Source organism: Halospina sp. K52047b (genome assembly GCF_008709855.1).
GTDB lineage: Bacteria > Pseudomonadota > Gammaproteobacteria > Pseudomonadales > Oleiphilaceae > Halospina > Halospina utahensis_B.
In genome coordinates this window covers 74,899-91,992 of record NZ_VYJH01000008.1, presented here as the reverse complement: position 1 = coordinate 91,992, position 17,094 = coordinate 74,899, and the positions used below count along the sequence as shown (strand labels likewise).

General features: G+C 61.7%; 14 protein-coding genes. 5 read left to right on the top strand and 9 right to left on the bottom strand.

Features of this window, described 5'->3' with window-relative positions; translation table 11 throughout:
* The first annotated feature begins 57 nt into the window (after positions 1-57).
* Entirely contained in the window at positions 58-1,092 is a 1,035-nt protein-coding gene (locus F3089_RS11140; protein ID WP_192497354.1) for a GGDEF domain-containing protein, read from the top strand.
* Here F3089_RS11140 and F3089_RS11135 read toward each other — a convergent pair.
* Positions 1,055-1,804: a pseudouridine synthase gene (locus tag F3089_RS11135; protein WP_151440872.1), complete on the bottom strand. Its 750-nt coding sequence runs from the start codon at positions 1,802-1,804 to the stop codon at positions 1,055-1,057. The genes F3089_RS11140 and F3089_RS11135 overlap by 38 nt on opposite strands.
* A 216-nt stretch (positions 1,805-2,020) precedes the next feature.
* Here F3089_RS11135 and F3089_RS11130 point away from each other — a divergent pair, with 216 nt between their 5' ends.
* Both F3089_RS11130 and F3089_RS11125 read left to right on the top strand, forming a co-directional pair.
* Positions 2,021-2,410 carry an ectoine synthase gene (locus F3089_RS11130; protein ID WP_077528716.1) on the top strand — a complete coding sequence of 130 codons (390 nt, stop codon included), beginning with the start codon at positions 2,021-2,023 and terminating at the stop codon, positions 2,408-2,410.
* A gap of 196 nt (positions 2,411-2,606) precedes the next feature.
* Positions 2,607-5,072, top strand: a complete 2,466-nt coding sequence (locus F3089_RS11125) for an EAL domain-containing protein (protein ID WP_192497353.1) — start codon at positions 2,607-2,609, stop codon at positions 5,070-5,072.
* Here F3089_RS11125 and F3089_RS11120 read toward each other — a convergent pair.
* On the bottom strand, positions 5,069-5,734 hold the full coding sequence (locus F3089_RS11120) for a GntR family transcriptional regulator (RefSeq protein WP_151440870.1): 666 nt from the start codon (positions 5,732-5,734) through the stop codon (positions 5,069-5,071). The two genes, F3089_RS11125 and F3089_RS11120, sit on opposite strands and share 4 nt — an antisense overlap.
* A gap of 150 nt (positions 5,735-5,884) precedes the next feature.
* Between F3089_RS11120 and F3089_RS11115 the strand changes: the two genes are divergently transcribed.
* A complete protein-coding gene (locus tag F3089_RS11115) occupies positions 5,885-7,027 on the top strand; it encodes an alkane 1-monooxygenase (RefSeq protein WP_151440869.1) in 1,143 nt (380 codons plus the stop codon).
* Between the two features lie 6 nt (positions 7,028-7,033).
* On the opposite strand, the gene F3089_RS11110 is transcribed toward F3089_RS11115, so the two are convergent.
* The 4 genes from F3089_RS11110 to F3089_RS11095 form a co-directional block, all read right to left on the bottom strand.
* A complete protein-coding gene (locus F3089_RS11110; RefSeq protein WP_151440868.1) occupies positions 7,034-8,521 on the bottom strand; it encodes an amidase in 1,488 nt (495 codons plus the stop codon).
* 22 nt (positions 8,522-8,543) lie between these two features.
* Positions 8,544-11,597: an efflux RND transporter permease subunit gene (locus tag F3089_RS11105; protein ID WP_095617952.1), complete on the bottom strand. Its 3,054-nt coding sequence runs from the start codon at positions 11,595-11,597 to the stop codon at positions 8,544-8,546.
* Positions 11,597-12,733, bottom strand: a complete 1,137-nt coding sequence (locus F3089_RS11100; protein ID WP_095617953.1) for an efflux RND transporter periplasmic adaptor subunit — start codon at positions 12,731-12,733, stop codon at positions 11,597-11,599. Before F3089_RS11100 ends, F3089_RS11105 begins: the two co-directional genes overlap by 1 nt.
* Before the next feature lie 81 nt (positions 12,734-12,814).
* The gene (locus F3089_RS11095) at positions 12,815-13,630 is read right to left on the bottom strand and encodes a sugar nucleotide-binding protein (protein ID WP_192497352.1); all 816 of its coding nucleotides are present in this window, start codon (positions 13,628-13,630) and stop codon (positions 12,815-12,817) included.
* Between the two features lie 152 nt (positions 13,631-13,782).
* Between F3089_RS11095 and F3089_RS11090 the strand changes: the two genes are divergently transcribed.
* Complete coding sequence (locus F3089_RS11090) at positions 13,783-14,139, top strand: hypothetical protein (RefSeq protein ID WP_095617955.1); 357 nt, start codon at positions 13,783-13,785, stop codon at positions 14,137-14,139.
* Here the strand turns inward: F3089_RS11090 and alr are convergent, their stop codons facing one another.
* Genes alr through rplI form a run of 3 tightly spaced genes read right to left on the bottom strand, consistent with a single transcriptional unit; the run spans position 14,140 to position 17,094 of the window.
* Positions 14,140-15,222, bottom strand: coding sequence for an alanine racemase (gene alr / locus F3089_RS11085; protein ID WP_151440866.1), 1,083 nt, complete (start codon positions 15,220-15,222; stop codon positions 14,140-14,142).
* On the bottom strand, positions 15,222-16,616 hold the full coding sequence (dnaB, locus tag F3089_RS11080) for a replicative DNA helicase (protein WP_095617957.1): 1,395 nt from the start codon (positions 16,614-16,616) through the stop codon (positions 15,222-15,224). The genes alr and dnaB overlap by 1 nt, the downstream gene beginning before the upstream one ends.
* A 31-nt stretch (positions 16,617-16,647) precedes the next feature.
* Entirely contained in the window at positions 16,648-17,094 is a 447-nt protein-coding gene (gene rplI, locus F3089_RS11075) for a 50S ribosomal protein L9 (protein WP_095617958.1), read from the bottom strand.

Genomic DNA, 17,094 nt, shown 5'->3' with positions numbered 1-17,094 from the left:
AGCCATTTCGGGTACTTAGTCAGTGCATTTTACCCGCTCACGGGCTATTGTGATCGCATGATGCTGAAAAAACTTGGAAATCAGTACGGCAACATCCGTAAGAGGCTGTCGGATGACTTCCGCCTGTCCATCATCATGATGTTCTGTATTCCCGCCGCACTCGCCATCGGCGGCTTCGGCGTGTACCGCTACCTTCAGGGTGACTGGCTGATGACCATGGTGGACACCCTGCTGGTGGTGTTGCTGCTCAGCATCTCCGGTTTCGCCTGGATCACCGGCAATACAGTCCTCACGGGCATCGTGCTGGTGGTCTTTACCGGCATCGGCGTGCTCAGCGTGCTCTACCTGGCAGGGCTTGTCGGGCTTTTCTGGGCCTATGTGGACACCATTGCCACCTTTTTCCTGTCACCGCCCGCCTTTGCCATCCCCAAGGTCCTGTTCATGGTCGGTGCCAGCGTGGCTCTGGGATCCGCCAGCGGACTTGGGCCACTGGCGCTGATCTCATTCGCGACCACCGTCTTCGTGGTCTCGATATTCGCCTTTTCCTTCGCACGCCGCTCCCGCGCACAGGCGCGACTGCTGGAGGAACAGGCCATCCGTGATCCGCTGACCGGTGCCGGCAACCGGCGGGCCCTGGAAGAGGAGCTGTGCATCGCCATCGCAAGGGTCCAGCGGAGAGAATCCGGTGCCGGCCTTCTGATGCTGGACCTGGACCATTTCAAGGAGATCAACGACCGTTACGGCCATGCCAACGGCGATGAGGTGCTCAAGCGGTTTGCCGATCTGGTGCGTACCCATTCAAGGCATGAGGACCGCCTGTTCCGGTTCGGGGGCGAGGAATTTGTCCTGCTGCTCAATAACGTCCGGGATGAAAGCATGATCCTGGCCGCGCGCCATATCCAGCAGACCATAAGGGACCGGCTCAACACTCACGGCCAGCCCGTGACATGCTCGATTGGGGCCGCCCTGGCCTCGCCCCACGATGACTGGGAAAGCTGGCTTCACCGGGCGGACAATGCCGTCTACCAGGCCAAGACCTGGGGTCGGGACACCATCATTGTGGCGGATCATCTACCGGCAGGAAGGCGTTGATCTCGGCCTCGGTCAGGTCCCGGTAATCCCCCGGCTCCAGGCCCGGATCCAGATCGATGGGGCCAACCCGCTCACGATGCAGCCGGACCACGCGGTTACCCACAGCGCCCATCATGCGCTTGATCTGGTGGTAGCGCCCCTGGGTCAGGGTCAGCCGCAGTTCAGCCCTGCCGAGGCGCTCAATGTCATGGGCCACGGCAGCGGTATCCTCGCCCCTGAGCATGATGCCTTCTTCCAGGCTCGCCAGGGTTTCATCGTCAATGGGATCGGCAACCCAGACCCGGTAGGTCTTGGGGAACCCGTGGCGAGGCGAGGTGATGCGATGACTCCACTCGCCGTCAGTGGTGAGCAGCAGCAGACCAGTGGTGTCCTTATCCAGCCGCCCTACAGGATGCAGTCCGCGGCGCAGTTCCGGTTCCAGAAGATCCAGAACAGTGGGGTCGTAGTCGTCCTTCGTGGCACTCACCACGCCGGTTGGCTTGTTCAGCATCAGGTACCGTTCACCGGACTCCCTTTCCAGCTGCTGATCGTCCAGGAAAATCGCTTCCTCAACGCCGATCCGGGACTGGGCTTTCAGCCCCCCGATTTCACGGCCTTCGACCTCGATCCGACCGGCCTTGATCAGCTGCTTGGCTTCCTTACGCGTGATGCCGGTCAGCCGGGCAATCAGAAAATCGAGCCTGCGGCGCCGGCGTTTCTCAGGCTCCGTCATGGCAGCACTGCCTTCTGGGTTGATGCATGATTACTGGCGAGAAGACCCTCATTCTACATGAATGCCCCACCCCCGATGAGGGTTCTGACAGCATTTAAAACACAGTCGGCTAGGGGGATTACGCTATTGTACTACCGCCTGCAAACGCTACACTCAGTGCTCGGGCCCCAGTAACAAAGGCCTTTACCGATCACAGATTCAACAGGTGGGACAGATATGATTGTACGGGACATCAAGGACATCATCGGAACCGAGCGCGAGGTTGAGGGTCCGGGCTGGGTCAGCCGCCGGATGCTGCTGAAGAAGGACGGCATGGGCTTCTCCTTCCACGAAACCATCATTCCCGCGGGTGCCGAACTCCACCTGTGGTACAAGTACCATCTGGAAGCGGTCTACTGCGTTGCCGGTAACGGCAGCATCGAGGACCTGGCGACCGGCGAGACGCATCAGATCTACGACGGTGTCATGTACGCCCTGAACAACAACGACCGCCATATCCTGCGCGGTGGAACCGAGGACATGCGCCTGATCTGCTCCTTCAACCCGCCGGTTACCGGCCGTGAGGTGCATGACAAGGACGGCGCGTACCTGCCTGACGATTCCTGACACAAGCCGGCATCCTCCGCCCGGAGGGTGCCATTTTTTGCAAAAATTGACTCCTTGAACTTTAATCAGAGCGTCCAATCCACCAGCAAGGACAGCTTTGATCATGCCCAATGGGCAATATGAAGTTCCCAGCGGCATAGCCAGCCTGCCATTTGTAAAGAAGCCGCTTCTTCCCATACTGCTCCTGACTGCAGTCATGGCCGCTTCCACCCTTGCCCACAATGCGGAGTATTCGCCCTTTCTCCAGCAGCACAGCGCCGAGAGCGGGCGCACCGCACCACTTGACCTGACCTACCGGGAAGGCTCCATTGCGGAACTCCACCAGGAAGGCTGGCTGCGCTCTGACAGCGGATGGCGTCCCACCACACCTTCCTATTCCGCGCTCGGTTTTACCGCTCAGCCGGTCACCTTCCGGCTGAAGCTGAGTAACGCGTCCCAGCGGCCACTACAGCGGTGGGTGTCCGTGCCAGCCCCCTACATTGATCGGATCCGCGCAGCCAGGCTGAACAAACATTCGGGCCCGCTGATGCCCATGCGAACCCAGGGCAGCCTGCAGCCGTTTTCCAGCCGCCTGATTCCCCTACCCTCCTTCCATTGGCCGGTCACGATACCCGCCAGCGCCACCATCACGCTGTTTTTCGAGGTTTCCGATGCTGGCCCCACGGTCTTCCCGGTATCGGTTCACGGGGATGATGGTCTGGTCCACAGCAGCGTTAAGCGGGCAACCATCAACGGCATCCTTCTTGGGCTTTCCCTGTTCCTGCTGGCCATCAATCTTTTCCTGACCCTGCGGTTCCGCACAGTCATGCTGGCCTGGCTGACGGTTCTCACGGTTTCCGTCATCCACATCCAGCTGGTTCTCAATGGTTTCGGAGCATGGCTTTTCTGGCGGGGGATGCCAGCGCTCGACGCGGTCATCACCACGTCCATGCTGACCACCCTGATCGCATTCGCTCAACACACCCTGATTGCCCTGCAGCCACCGCGCCTATACAGGCATCTGCTTAACGGCCTGTCCCTTGCAGCTCTCACACTCATTCTTGTCGAGTTCACCGGAGCAGAACTTCCGATACAGGCAGTTACCATTATGCTGGGCATTCTGGGGTGCGTACTCTCCCTGTTCATTGCCGCCAGCCGTTTCCGGCACTCGCTCTACGCACGGTATTTCACGGCAGCGGTACTGATCCTGACAGCCGGCCTCATCACCAGCACTCTGCGTACCGTGGGCGCGGTGCCCGTCAACGTGTTCTCGGATTCAGCCTTCTCACTGGGTACCATTCTCTCAGCCGTCGTTCTTGTCGCCGCCGCCGTCCACTTCTTCTGGCGCGAGCAACGGCTGAGGCGGATCGCCGCCAGCGAAAGGGTCACAGAGCAGGAGCGCCGCCTTGCCGTTCAGAACCAACTGGAAGACAGCCTCCGGAAACACAAGGTAACCGGAAGACCCAACCGCTCCGCTCTGGAAGCCAGCCTGGCCAATCAGACATCGGGAGAACTCCAGATTGTGGTTCTCCGGCTCAACCGATTTCACGAGATTGAACACGTGGTTGGTCACCAGGTTGCAGAAAGGTTCGTGCGGGATTATCTGACGAGCCTTGAAAACCATCTCAGGCAGATGGGACCGGATACCGTCCGCTACATCGACAGCGCTCCTGTCGTCTCAATCGAAACAATGGATGCAGCGTTCGTTCTAACCCGGAGGATCGACAGGGAGGATCCATTCTGGCAGCAGCTCATCGACTTTGCGGCACCGGATTGCCGCTATCAGGGATACACCCTGAACTGGCGATGCTCCATTGGGGTCGCCAGCCTGCCCGATCATGGCGACAGCATCCAGGAGGTTCTGTCCGCAGCCGGCTATGCCAGTCTCCAGCAGGAGCCGATCAATTTCTACGACAACGCGATTCATGAACACCAGAAACACCAGCAACTGTTGATGCTCGATCTGGAAGATGCTTTCCGCTCAGACCAGATCCAGCTTGCCTACCAGCCGAAGGTAGACATCGGTACCGGGCAGCCCGAATCCGTGGAAGCCCTGGTGCGCTGGTACCACCCGGAGTTCCAGATGATCCCACCGGGTGACTGGATTCCGCTGGTCGAGGAACTCGGCAGCATAACCCGTGTGACCCGCTGGGTATTGAACCGCGCGGCCAAAGACCTGGCCCAGGTCCGGGAGCACTTCGGCCAGCAGACCCGCACAGCCATCAACATTTCCTCCAGGGATCTTTCGGTCCCGGAACTCGCGGATGATCTGGAAAGGATTGTCCGGCATCAGGGCTGCACACCGGATGATTTCATCCTCGAAGTCACCGAGACGAGTGTCATCCGGGATCTGGCGCTCACCACTGATCGCCTGGGGCAGCTCCGACACTGTGGTTTCGGTATTGCGCTGGATGACTTCGGTACCGGAACCTCATCATTGTCCGCCCTGACTGAATTTCCACTCGATGAGGTGAAGATCGACCGCAGTTTCCTGACGAGGATACTCTGGGATCAGCAGCGCCAGAAAGTATTCCGGGCCACGGTCGAACTGGCCCAGTCGCTGAACCTGCGTACGGTTATTGAAGGTGTGGAGGATGAGCAGACGGTCCAGTGGCTCGAACAGTTCAGCGGGCTCAAGGGCCAGGGCTACTTCTGGGGATACCCAACCGTGCCGGAATCCTAGGCGGCCTGCCTCTTGGCCAGCGCCCTCAACACCACCTGACACTGATTCTCCCCATAGGTTTTCAGGCACTGCGCAGCCCGTGCCGCATCCCTGGCCAACACCGCCTCGATGGTTTCACGCATGCACTCCACGGACTGTGTCAGTTCCGTGGTTTCCTCACGCAGTGCCATGAATGAGTAACGCTGCAGCAGTGGCATCAGATCCTCGATGGCATCCGTCAGGTACCGGTTGGTGGTCAGTTTCAGTCCTTCCCGGGCGAGGTCGAACGCCAGTTCATGCACCCGCTCCCGATCCTGCTCTTCCGCCTGTGCCTCAAATTCCCTGCTGATCGCCAGGAAGGGCTCAAGCTGGCCGGTCTGCCAATTGTGGGCCACGTCGCTGGCCAGACGCCCCAGAAGCAGAAAAAGGAAGTCGTAGAGATCACGCACATCCGCCTCGCCCACATCGCACACCCGGGCACCACGGCGTGGCTGGATCTCCACCAGATGCCAGCCCTGGAGAAGCCGGAACGCTTCACGCAGGGAATTAGTGCTGACCTCCAGCTCCCGCGCCAGTTCACTCTCGGGTAAGCGCTCCAATGGCTGGCGCTGCCCCCGGATGATCTCCAGTGAAAGGTGATGGGCGATGCGCTCACTGAGACTGAGTTGTTGCGGTAGGGCCATACTCGGATCGTCCTCTGGTGCTGTGCTGACGATTCTACATCAATCCGCCCCCACCCAAAACATGAGTTGTTTGACAATTCATGAGATCAAGGATTAGCCTGAATCCACAATCACACAAACCGCTTACAATAATGACAGGAGGATGCCCCGATGCTTTCCCGAGTCCCCCCGCACGTCATGGTGCGCATCAAGCGCTACGCCTACCTGCTGGTACTGGTAGTACCCGCGATCGCGGCATGGGTCACCTGGCAGTTGACCCAGGGTGGAAACACGCTTTTCTGGGCCTGGTTCCCGGCGCTCTTCATCTTCGGGTTCATTCCCATACTCGATTACATCATTGGCAAGGATCCGGCCAACCCCGACGAGGAGGTTGAGGTTCCGGACATGACGAAGGACTGGTATTACCGGGCTCTCACCCTGGTCTGCGTGCCCATACATCTGGCCGTTGTCATCTATGCCGGCTGGGCATTTGCGACGGTGGAGATGGGGCTGGCCGCCCAGATTGGGTGGTTGGTATCAATCGGGGTGGTCGGTGGCATCATGGCCATCAACATCGGCCATGAACTGATCCACAAGGATACGAAGCTGGAGACATGGACCGGCGGGCTTGCCCTTGCCAGCGTGACCTATGCGGGTTTCAAGGTGGAACACATCATGGGTCACCATGTGCACGTATCCACCCCCGACGACGCCAGCTCCTCGCGCTACAACCAGGGCGTCTACGCCTTCCTGCTGCAGGCCTTCCCGCGCAACTTCATGAATGCCTGGAGGCTTGAGGCCAAGAAACTGCGCCGCAAGGGCAAGACCCCCTGGGGGCCGGCCAATGAGCTGATCTGGTGGTATGCGATTTCAGCCCTGTTCGCGGTCGCGTTCACGGTGGCCCTGGGCTGGGTCGGGCTGGTGTTCTTCCTGGCGCAGAGCTTCTTCGCCGCCGCCACACTTGAGGTAATCAACTACATCGAACACTACGGGCTGCATCGCCGGGTTCAGGAGAACGGCCGTTTTGAGCGGGTCACACCGGCTCACAGCTGGAACAGCAACTACCTGCTGACCAACCTCTTCCTGTTCCACCTGCAGCGCCACTCGGATCACCACGCTTTTCCCCGCCGGCGCTACCAGGTGCTGCGCCACTACGATGAGAGCCCACAGCTGCCGGGCGGTTATGCAGCCATGTTCGTCCTGGCGCTGGTGCCACCGCTGTGGAAGAAGGTGATGAACCCGCGGGTGGAGGCCTACTACGAGGGCGAGCTGGATCAGCTGTTCCGGGAACAGAAGCCCTACAGCAAGGCCTGATCCGCTCTACAGACGCTGCCACAGGGACTGGTAGCGTGGCCACCAGGGATGGGCGGCTTCCAGCTGGGCCGCCAGCTGGAAAAGCGTGCTTTCATCCCCGTGGGGTGCCCCGAACTGGACCCCCACCGGCAGCCCTTCATCCGACCAGTGCAGCGGCACCGACATCGCCGGCGTACCAGTGAGATTGGCAAGCTGGGTGAAGGGCGTCCGCGCCAGGTTCTCCTGGGCCAGCTCCTCGACCATGCCACTCTTCAGCGCCAGACTGCCGGCGCGCAGTCCCACCAGCATCCGTGCGGCGAACTTCAGGTGCGTGGGCGTCTCAAGCTCTCCAATCCGTGCCGGTGGCTGACCGGTGGTGGGCGACAGGTAAAGATCGTAGTCGCCGAAGAACCGCCCCAGGGCCCTGGCGAAATCGTTCCAGCCACGGCGGGAGCGCACATAGTCGACAGCCCGCATACTGCGCCCCAGGGCACCCAGCAACCGGGTCTCGATCTCAAAATCGCTGTCACTGGCCTCAGTCTGCGCCCTGGCCTCTTCCATGATGGTCGAGACCTCGCCGAAATAGAGGGTCAGGTAGGCGCGAGCCATGGCCATGCCATCAAAATCAGGCATGGCCGGCTCCACGTGATGGCCCAGTGCCTCGAGCTGCCGCGCCGTCGCCTCTACCGCTTCCACGCAGTCATTATCCACCTCCGAACCGTAGGGTGATTCGGTGAAGAAGCCAATGCGCAGGGGCCGGGGGGAAGACCGGATGGCGTCCGCCCAGCGTTGTTCAGGAGCCGGAATCGTAAAGGGGTCACCCTTCGGATTACCCGCGATCGCATCCAGCATGGCCGCGCTGTCGCGTACGCTGCGGCTGACCACGTGATCCACGCTCGCTCCTGTCCAGGCTTCGCCCAGATAGGGGCCAGGTGAAACACGCCCGCGCGAGGGTTTGAGGCCGAACAGCCCGTTGTAGGCAGCGGGAATACGGATTGATCCGCCGCCATCGTTGGCGCCGGCCATGGGCACAATGCCAGCCGCTACAGCTGCGCCGGAGCCGCCACTGGAGCCGCCGGGTGTGCGCTCCGTATCCCAGGGGTTGCGGGTCGGGCCCCAGAGCCGGGATTCGGTGATGGCCTTGAGCCCGAGCTCAGGCGTGGCCGTGCGCCCCATCATCAGCAGACCCGCCTGGCGCCCCCGCCGGATGTATTCGGAATCCTGGTCCGGAACATACCCCAATAGCGCCCTGCTGCCCATGGTACTGGGCATGCCCGCCATTTCCTGGGCCAGATCCTTGGCCAGGAAGGGGACACCGGCAAACGTACCCCCGGCCTCCGGCTGCTCCTGGCGGACCTTTTCAAAGCGCGGCTGGCAGATCGCGTTGAGCGCGGGGTCGATCTGTTCCGCGCGGTTGATGGCCGCATCCACTACCTCGCCCGGCCGCACCTGGCCCTCGCGGATCAGGCGCGCCAGCCCAGTGGCATCCTGCCCGGTGTATTCCTCCGGTGTCATGACCGCCCTCCGTTTGTTGTTATCAGCTCGCCGCCTCGGCGCGGGTCGGAGCATTATGGTCCCGGGCCAGCATGATGTAGAACCCTGGCAGCACAAAGAGTGTGAAGAAGGTCCCGAAGCCCAGGCCGGTGGCCACCGTCAGGCCAATGGCGAAACGGCTCACTGCGCCCGGCCCCGAGGCCAGCAGCAGCGGCACCATGGCCACGATCAGCGCCAGGGAGGTCATGATGATCGGGCGTAGCCGGATGGCGGAGGCTTCGATCGCCGCCTCGCGGACGCTCATGCCCCGGTCCTTCTGAAGCAGGTTGGCGAACTCCACGATCAGGATCCCGTTCTTGGCCACAACACCGATCAGAGTGATCAGCCCCACCTGGGTGTAGATGTTCATGGTGGCCACTCCCAGCACGATGAAGATCATGGCACCGGCCACCGACAGAGGCACCGACACCAGTATGATGAACGGATCCCGCCAGCTCTCGAACTGCGCCGCAAGCACCAGGTAGATCACCAGCAGCGACAGGAAGAAAGTCATCATGAGCGCACTGCCCTGCTGCGCCAGCTGTCGGGACTGGCCCTTGTAATCCGTACCAAAGCCCTGGGGCAGGGTCTCGCCGGCCAGATTCTCCATGTAGGCCATAACATCCCCCATGGCGGTGCCCGGCATGGGAACCCCCTGAAGTGTGATGGAATTGAGCTGATTGAACTGGGTCCGACTGGAGGGCTCCACCCGTTGCTCAAAGTCGATCACCTGGTCCAGGGACACCAGCTGACCGGACGCGGACCGGACGTAGTAGTCGCGCAGTTTCTCCTGATCACTGCGGAAGGGCCGCGAAACCTGCGGGATCACATCGTAGGCCCGCCCTTCCATGTTGAAGCGGTTCACGAAGCCCTCACCCAGCATGGTGGACAGTGTCTCGCCCACATCCGCCATGGACAGACCGAGGTCCGCCACGCGCTCACGGTCCACACTGATTCCCGTCACCGGGCGGTTATAGTCAATGCTCTTCTCCAGGAAGATGAAATTGCCGCTCTGGTTGGCCTCCTGCAGCATCTCATCGGCCACCTCGTTGAGCTGCTCAAAGTCGCTGCCGGTGGTCAGCACGAACTGGAACGGCAGCCCGCCGCCGGAAGCCGGCAGGGGCGGGCGCGGAAAAGTCGCCACACGCAGTCCGGTCACCCGGTCCATTTCCTCCTGGAGCATGGGCTGGACCTCGAACTGGGAGATCTCACGCTCACTGCTGGGCTTGAGCTTGAAACCGCCGAACACTTCATTGGGCGCCGTAGCCCCCATGAGCATGAAGGACTCCTCATACCCGGGCAGCGTCTCGAACCGTTCCTGCATCTCGGCGCCGTAACGCTCGAGATAATCCAGGTTCGCGGTCTGTGGCCCGGTGCCCTGATAGAAGACAATGCCCTGGTCTTCGTCCGGCGCCAGTTCGCTCTGGCTGAAGGTCACCATGAAATAGATCGCCACCAGTATGGCCACACCAAAGTAGGCGATCACAGGGAGGCTGCTGACCACGCTGGTCAGCGCCCGGCGATAGGCATTGGACAGCCTCTCGAAGAAGGACTCGGCCATGCGTTCAAAGCGCCCGGACTCCCCGGCTGGCTTGAGAACGTTGGCAGAGAGCACCGGCGACAGCGTCAGGGCCACAACACCGGAAATGACCACGGTTGCCGCCAGCGCGAAGGCGAATTCCGTGAAAAGCGCCCCCACAAGACCGCCCATGAAGCCGATGGGGGCGAACACCGCCACCAGCGTGGTGGTCATCGCGATGATGGGCACCGCCATTTCCCTGGCGCCGTTGATGGCGGCATCAAAACGCTTCTCGCCCCGCTCAACGTGGCGGTGCACGTTCTCCACCATGATGATGGCGTCATCCACCACCAACCCGATGGCCAGCACCATTGCCAGCAGGGTCAGGAGGTTCACGGAAAAGCCCATCAGCAGCATCAGGAAAGCGCCCCCGATCATGGACAGGGGCACGGCCACGGAAGGCACAACGGCGGCACGGATACTGCCCAGGCAGAGGAAGATCACCACCAGGACAATGATCAGCGCCTCAACCAGGGTGTAGATCACTTCGTTGATGGAATCCTCGATGAACTCCGAGGCATCGTAGGGCAGGTCAACGTTCAGCCCCGAGGGCAACTGGGATTCGATGCCGGGCAGCTCACTGCGCACCCTGTCCGCCACATCGAGCGGATTGGCGCCCGGCGCCAGCTCGATCGCCAGGTAGGTCGCGGGGCTGCCCGCATAATAGGAAATCTGGTCGTTGTTCTCCGCGCCCAGTGCCACATCCGCGATGTCCTCGAGCCGGATCAGGGTGCCATCCACCTCCCGGACCACCAGCCTGCGGAACTGTTCCGGATCCGCGATGTCGGTATCCGCATCCAGGCCCACTCGGATCAGGTCACTTTCGATGGACCCTACTGCCGCCTGGTAGTTGTTGGCCCGCAGTACATCGACCACTTCACGGGGCGTGATATCAAGACTGGCGAGCCGGGTGGGATCCAGCCATACGCGCATGGCATAGGTGCGCCCGAAAAGGTCAGCCTTGCCCACACCGCTCAGTGCCTGCAGCTGGGGCTGCACGACACGTGTCAGGTAATCGGTGATCTGCGACACCGGCAGCGACTCGCTGTGGAAGGCGATGTACATCAGTGCCGTGGAATCGCCCGTTTCCGATTCAATCACCGGATCCCGGGAGGCCTCAGGCAGTTCGTTGCGCTGGCTGGCCACTTTCGCCTGGATCTCGGAGAGCGCGTCATTGGCGTCGTAGTTGAGGTCCATCTTGGCTTGAATGATGGAACTGCCCTGGCGGCTGGTCGCCGTCAGGTAATCAATGCCATCCGCCTCGGCAATGGCCTGCTGCAGCGGCGTCGTGACGAAGCCCTGCACCAGCTGCGAGCTGGCGCCGGGATAGGCGGTGGTCACGGTGACCGTAGTGCTTTCGAGCTCCGGATACTGCCGGATCTCCATTTCCATGGCCGAACGCACGCCCAGCAACAGGATCAGCAGGCTGACCACCGTCGCCAGTACCGGCCGGTGGACGAAGATATCGGTGAATCGCATCAGCCGTCTCCCTGTGCTGCACCACTGCCGCTGTCCTCAACGGTCGCTCCGGGCCTGTCATCCTCATCGGCGATCTGCACGCGCTGCCCTGCCCGCAGGCGCAGCAGGCCATTGGCAACGATCCGTTCTCCGGATTCAAGGCCGGACGCCACCTCCACCACGCCGTCGCGCTCAGCGCCCGTCTCAATGCTGCGGCGTTCGGTCACCAGCTCGCCCTCTTCGTTCTCATTGAGCACGTACACGAAATCCCCGTAGGTGTTGAAGGACACCGACGTGCGCGGAACCACCACCGCCTCGCGAGGCTCGGGCTCGAGGGTGCGGACGTCCGCGAACATCCCCGGCCGCAGGGCGCCGTCCCCGTTCTCAAGGGTCGCACGCACACGGACCGAGCGGTTTTCCGCCGTGACGGAGCTGTTGATGGCGCTGATCTCACCCTCGAACACACGATCCGGGTAGGCGGCCACCGATACGGTTACGCGGTCTCCCACCTCGACACCGCTGAGGTGTTTTTCGGGTATGGAATATTCGGCGTAGATGGGATCCACCATATTGATCTCCACCGCCGGGGTCCCAGTGGGCATGTACTCGCCCTGATCCACCAGCCGCAGGCCGGTCTTGCCATCGAAAGGCGCGCGCAGGATCTTCTTGCGCAGAAGAGCTTCCTGCTCCCTGACCCGGGCCCGGGCCGCGTCGTAGGCCGCCTCTGCTTCATCGAACTCGGCCTGGGAAACCGCATTCCGCTCAACCAGGTTCGACACCCGCTCAAAGGTCCGACGGGCACTCTCGGCTTCCGCCCTCCGGGTCTCCAGGGCCGCACGATCGGATTCCACATCCAGCTCCACCAGCACATCGCCTTTCTCGACCATGTCACCGGACTCGAAGCGGATGGTCTCAACCACACCGGGAAGCTCATTCGCGACCTTGATGCCGTTAACGGCACGGATGCTCCCCACGGAATTCAACGAGGGCACCCATTCGCGGGTTCCGGCCTGAACCGCCTCAATGACGGCGGGGGGTTTTTCCTTGCTGAGCTGCTGCTGCATCATGCGGAATTCAAAGGCTTTCCAGCCAAAGATCCCGCCAAAAACGATCACCAGCCCGATGGTGACTACGATGAATCGGCTTGAAGTAGACATAACGTCATCCTGACCCGTTGATCCAGGGCTGCGACAGAGCGCCCAAAAGGACGCTCAGTCTACTCTTTCGTTACGGGCTCGTCATGGTTTCGTTGCCGCAGGGACCTGGCGCCAGGACAATTGCTGGATGCCGAAGGTATGACGGATTTTCTTGCAGTTGAGCACGGCATTGGCGGGTTCCAGCCGCATCCAGGTATCTTCTTCGTCAATCAGATGCGGGCGCTGTGTCTCCGGGAGCTCCTCCAGGAGTTCCAGCCCCAGATCGTAGAGGGAAAGGGTGTCACAGCCGGCGTACTGGTAGGTTCCCCAGGCCTCCGCGCCACAGTCCAACTGCTGGACAACGGCGGTCATGACCCGGGCGCAATCCGACCAGGTGGTAGGCTGCCCCCGATAGCGGCTGCTCAGGCAGAGGGGTTCGCTCGGATCGTGGCTACGCACACGCTCCTGCAACCGTTCCAGCGACCAGCCGGTACGCAGGATCAGATGCCGCGGCAGCCGACTGCGCAGGGACTGCTCACAGTCCCACTGGCACTGGCCCAGAACGGACAGCGGATTGCCCGGATTACTGCTGATGTAGGGCTGCTGCTTGCGCCCGTCAAAAATCTGGCTGCTGGACAGGTTCATCATGGCAATGGCATGAAAAGCAGCCCTTTCCGCCAGTGCCACCGGCAGGTCATGCAGGCGGTGTCGCGTCTCTTGTGGCACCGGCTCGGCCTGCTCCGCATCCACACTGGTGATGGCGTTGATCACCAGATCGAAACAGGGCTCAACCCAGGACTGAAGCTGATCCAGTGCCACATCCGAGGGACGGCTCAACAGCAGCGGCGTGGGTTCGAGCCCAGCCGCAGCGAGCCTTGAAAGCAGCGCTTCACCGAGTTCCCCCGGTTCGTAAACCACCAGTATCTTCAAAACAGAGTCGCTTGCAGGTCCAGAATGTGACGGGTTGCACGATACGACAGCATAACCGCCATTTCAGCCAATGCCCAAGATGGATGCAATGCGTGTAATGGCGGCCATACAAAACACTTGTACACAAAGGAGTATGACCAATGCCCAAGCATCAGCACCATCTGGTAGCCCCCCTGCCGGAAGCCCAGTACCAGAAGGCCCTCGAGGTCATCAGTGACATCCGCAGCAACGGCGTGAGCAAACAGCGCCGGGACGACCTCTACAACCTGATCATGGAACTCACGGAAACCGGCACCGACTTCTTCTTTCTGGAACCACTGCGGCGGATGAATGCCGGTTCCATGCTCCAGAAGATGGCCAGCATGGGCATAAGCAGCATGCTCAAGGGCACCCGGATGGTCATCCACAACGTGCTCAAGAAGGCGGACGACGAGCACATTGAGGGCATCCTGGTCTTCCTGGAAGAGGTTCTGTTCGAACCCGAGAGCAACGCCTGATCAGCCGCCGCCCAAGTATGTCCGGGGGACTCGCGGGGAAACCCCGGTCAGCAGCTCATAACTGATGGTGCCGGCCATGCCGGCCACCTCATCAACACCCACATGGTGCCCCCAGAGCTCGACCGGTGTACCGGTTTCCGCCTCCGGGCACTGGCTCAGATCCACGGCGATCATGTCCATGGAAACCCGGCCGATAAGTCGGCACCGATGCCCAGCCACTGCCACGGGGGTCCCGCTGGGGGCGTGCCGGGGGTAACCATCGCCATACCCGATCTCCACAATCCCCATGCGGCAGTCGGCTTCCGCGACCCAGGTGGCGCCATAACCCACTGACTCACCCGCTGCCAGCTCACGCACGGCGATGATCCGGGACTCCAGGATCATAACCGGCTGCAGGCCGAGTGCTGGCCCTGTCGTGCCAATCAGGGGCGTCCCGCCGTACAGCATGATCCCTGGGCGCGTCCAGTCACAGTCCGGTGCCGGGTCATGGAAGTGAGCCGCGGAGTTGGCGAGGCTGACCTGCAGCTCCGGATGGTCATCCCGGATGCGCTGAAAGCACGCCTGCTGACGTCGGGTCATGGGATCCGAGAGATCATCCGCACAGGCATAGTGGGAAAGGAGACCGACCACCCGCAGACCCGGCTGGGTCTCAAGGCGCTGCCGAAAGGCCGCGACCTCCTGCGGCGCCACACCCAGACGGTTCATACCGGTGTTGCACTTGATCCAGACCGGCACCTCCCCGTTCAGGGCTTCAGCCCCAGCCAGCTGGTGATAGCTGTGCAGAACAGGCTGCAGCTCCAGCGCCGAAACAACCGGCCAGTCCGCCGCCTCATGCACGCCCTCAAGCAGAACAATGGCCGTGGTGATGCCGGCATCGCGCAGGCGCTGTGCCTCCCCGACAGTGGCAACGGCCAGGCAGTCAGTCTCCCCGGCCAGAACCCGGGCCACCGGCTCAAGACCGTGCCCGTAACCGTCGGCCTTGACCACCGCCATGGAGGCCGACTCGGGGGCAAGCTGCCGGGCCTTCCGGAAGTTACTCCTGAGCGCGTCCAGATCGATACGGGCCCGGGTATGGCGCGGCATTAATAGTCGCCCCCGTAATCCCCGTAGGCCAGGTCCTCGAACTTGGTGTACTGACCGAGGAATGCCAGCCGAATGCTCCCGACAGGGCCGTTCCGTTGCTTGCCGATGATGATCTCAGCGATGCCCTTGTCGGTGCTGTCCTCATTGTAGACTTCGTCGCGGTAGATGAAGGCGATCACATCGGCGTCCTGCTCGATCGCCCCGGACTCGCGCAGGTCCGAGTTGACCGGGCGCTTGTTGGGCCGCTGCTCCAGGCTCCGGTTGAGCTGGGACAGCGCGATCACGGGGCAGTTGAGCTCCTTCGCCAGGCCTTTGAGAGCCCTCGAGATCTCGGAGATCTCAGCGGTACGGCCCTCGTTATTGCCGGGCGCCCGCATCAGCTGCAGGTAGTCCACCATGATCATGCCAAGCTCGTTTCCCTGGCTGTCCATCTCCCGGGCAATACGCCGCGCACGCGAGCGCATTTCGGTCGGGCTGAGCGCCGGCGTGTCATCAATATAGAGCGGCTTGTCCTTGAGCAGGCTGATGGCGGAAGTGAGGCGCGGCCAGTCATCCTGTTCCAGGCTCCCGTTACGGATCCGGGTCTGGTCAATCCGGCCAATGGACGAGAGCATCCGCATCACGATGGCATCCGCCGGCATCTCCATGCTGAACACCAGACAGCCCTTGTCGGTTGCCATCAGCATGTTCTCGACCAGGTTCATGGCGAACGCGGTCTTACCCATGGAAGGGCGTGCAGCCACGATCACCAGATCCGAGGGCTGCCAGCCGGAGGTGATGTCATCCAGATCCTTGAAACCGGAGGTCAGCCCTGTCAGCCCACCCTCGGTTTCGAACAGCGACTCGATGCGCTCCAGGGTTTCCCTGAGGATGGGATTGATCTCACGGGGGCCGCCACTCTGCTGGACCTGGTGTTCAGCGATCCGGAATACCTGGCTTTCGGCGGCATCCAGAATCTCGGCGCTGGAACGCCCCTGGGGATTGAATGCGGAATCGGCAATATGGCCGGAGACTTCGATCAGCTGCCGGAAAACAGACCGTTCCTTGACGATCTCGGCGTAACTTCGAAGGTTGGCCGCACCGGGGGTCTGTTCGACCAGTCGGCCGAGGTACTCAAGCCCGCCACAGGCATCCAGATCTCCGGCCTGCTCGAGCCATTCGCCCACGGTGACCATATCAAGCGGCTTATCATTGGCGATCAGCCGCTCGCTGGCGTGGAATATCAGGCGGTGTTCGGAGCGGTAGAAGTCCCCGGAAGTGATGAGCCCTTCCACGAGCTCCCAACCCGCATTATCGAGCATCAGGCCGCCAAGAACGGCCTGTTCCGCCTCGATGGAATGCGGGGGCACCTTGACGCGGCTGGTGCGCTCGTCAGCTTCCGGTTCCTGCGCCATCAGCCGGGCACTCCCCTGCTCCGGGCCGGATTCAGCCCTTGACGATGTTCAGCTGGATCGTTGCCTGCACATCGGTATGCAGCTGCAGCGTGATCCCGTACTCGCCGGTCATGCGGATGGGGCCTTCCGGCAGCAGCACTTCGCTCTTTTCGACAGCGGTGCCGTTGGCGGAAACCGCTTCCGCAATATCACGGACCCCAATGGAGCCGAACAGCTTGCCTTCCTCACCGGCCTTGGCTTCGATGGTGACGGAGCTGCCCTCAAGCGCTTCGCCACGGGCCTGAGCGGCCTTCAGCCGTTCAGCAGCAGCCTTCTCAAGCTCTGCACGGCGTTCCTCAAATGCCTTGATGTTCTCTTCGGTGGCGGGAACCGCCTTGCCGTAGGGAACAAGGTAGTTACGCCCGAAGCCCGGCTTGACCTTCACCTGGTCACCCAGATCCCCGAGCTTGTGCATTTTTTCGAGCAGTATAACGTTCAT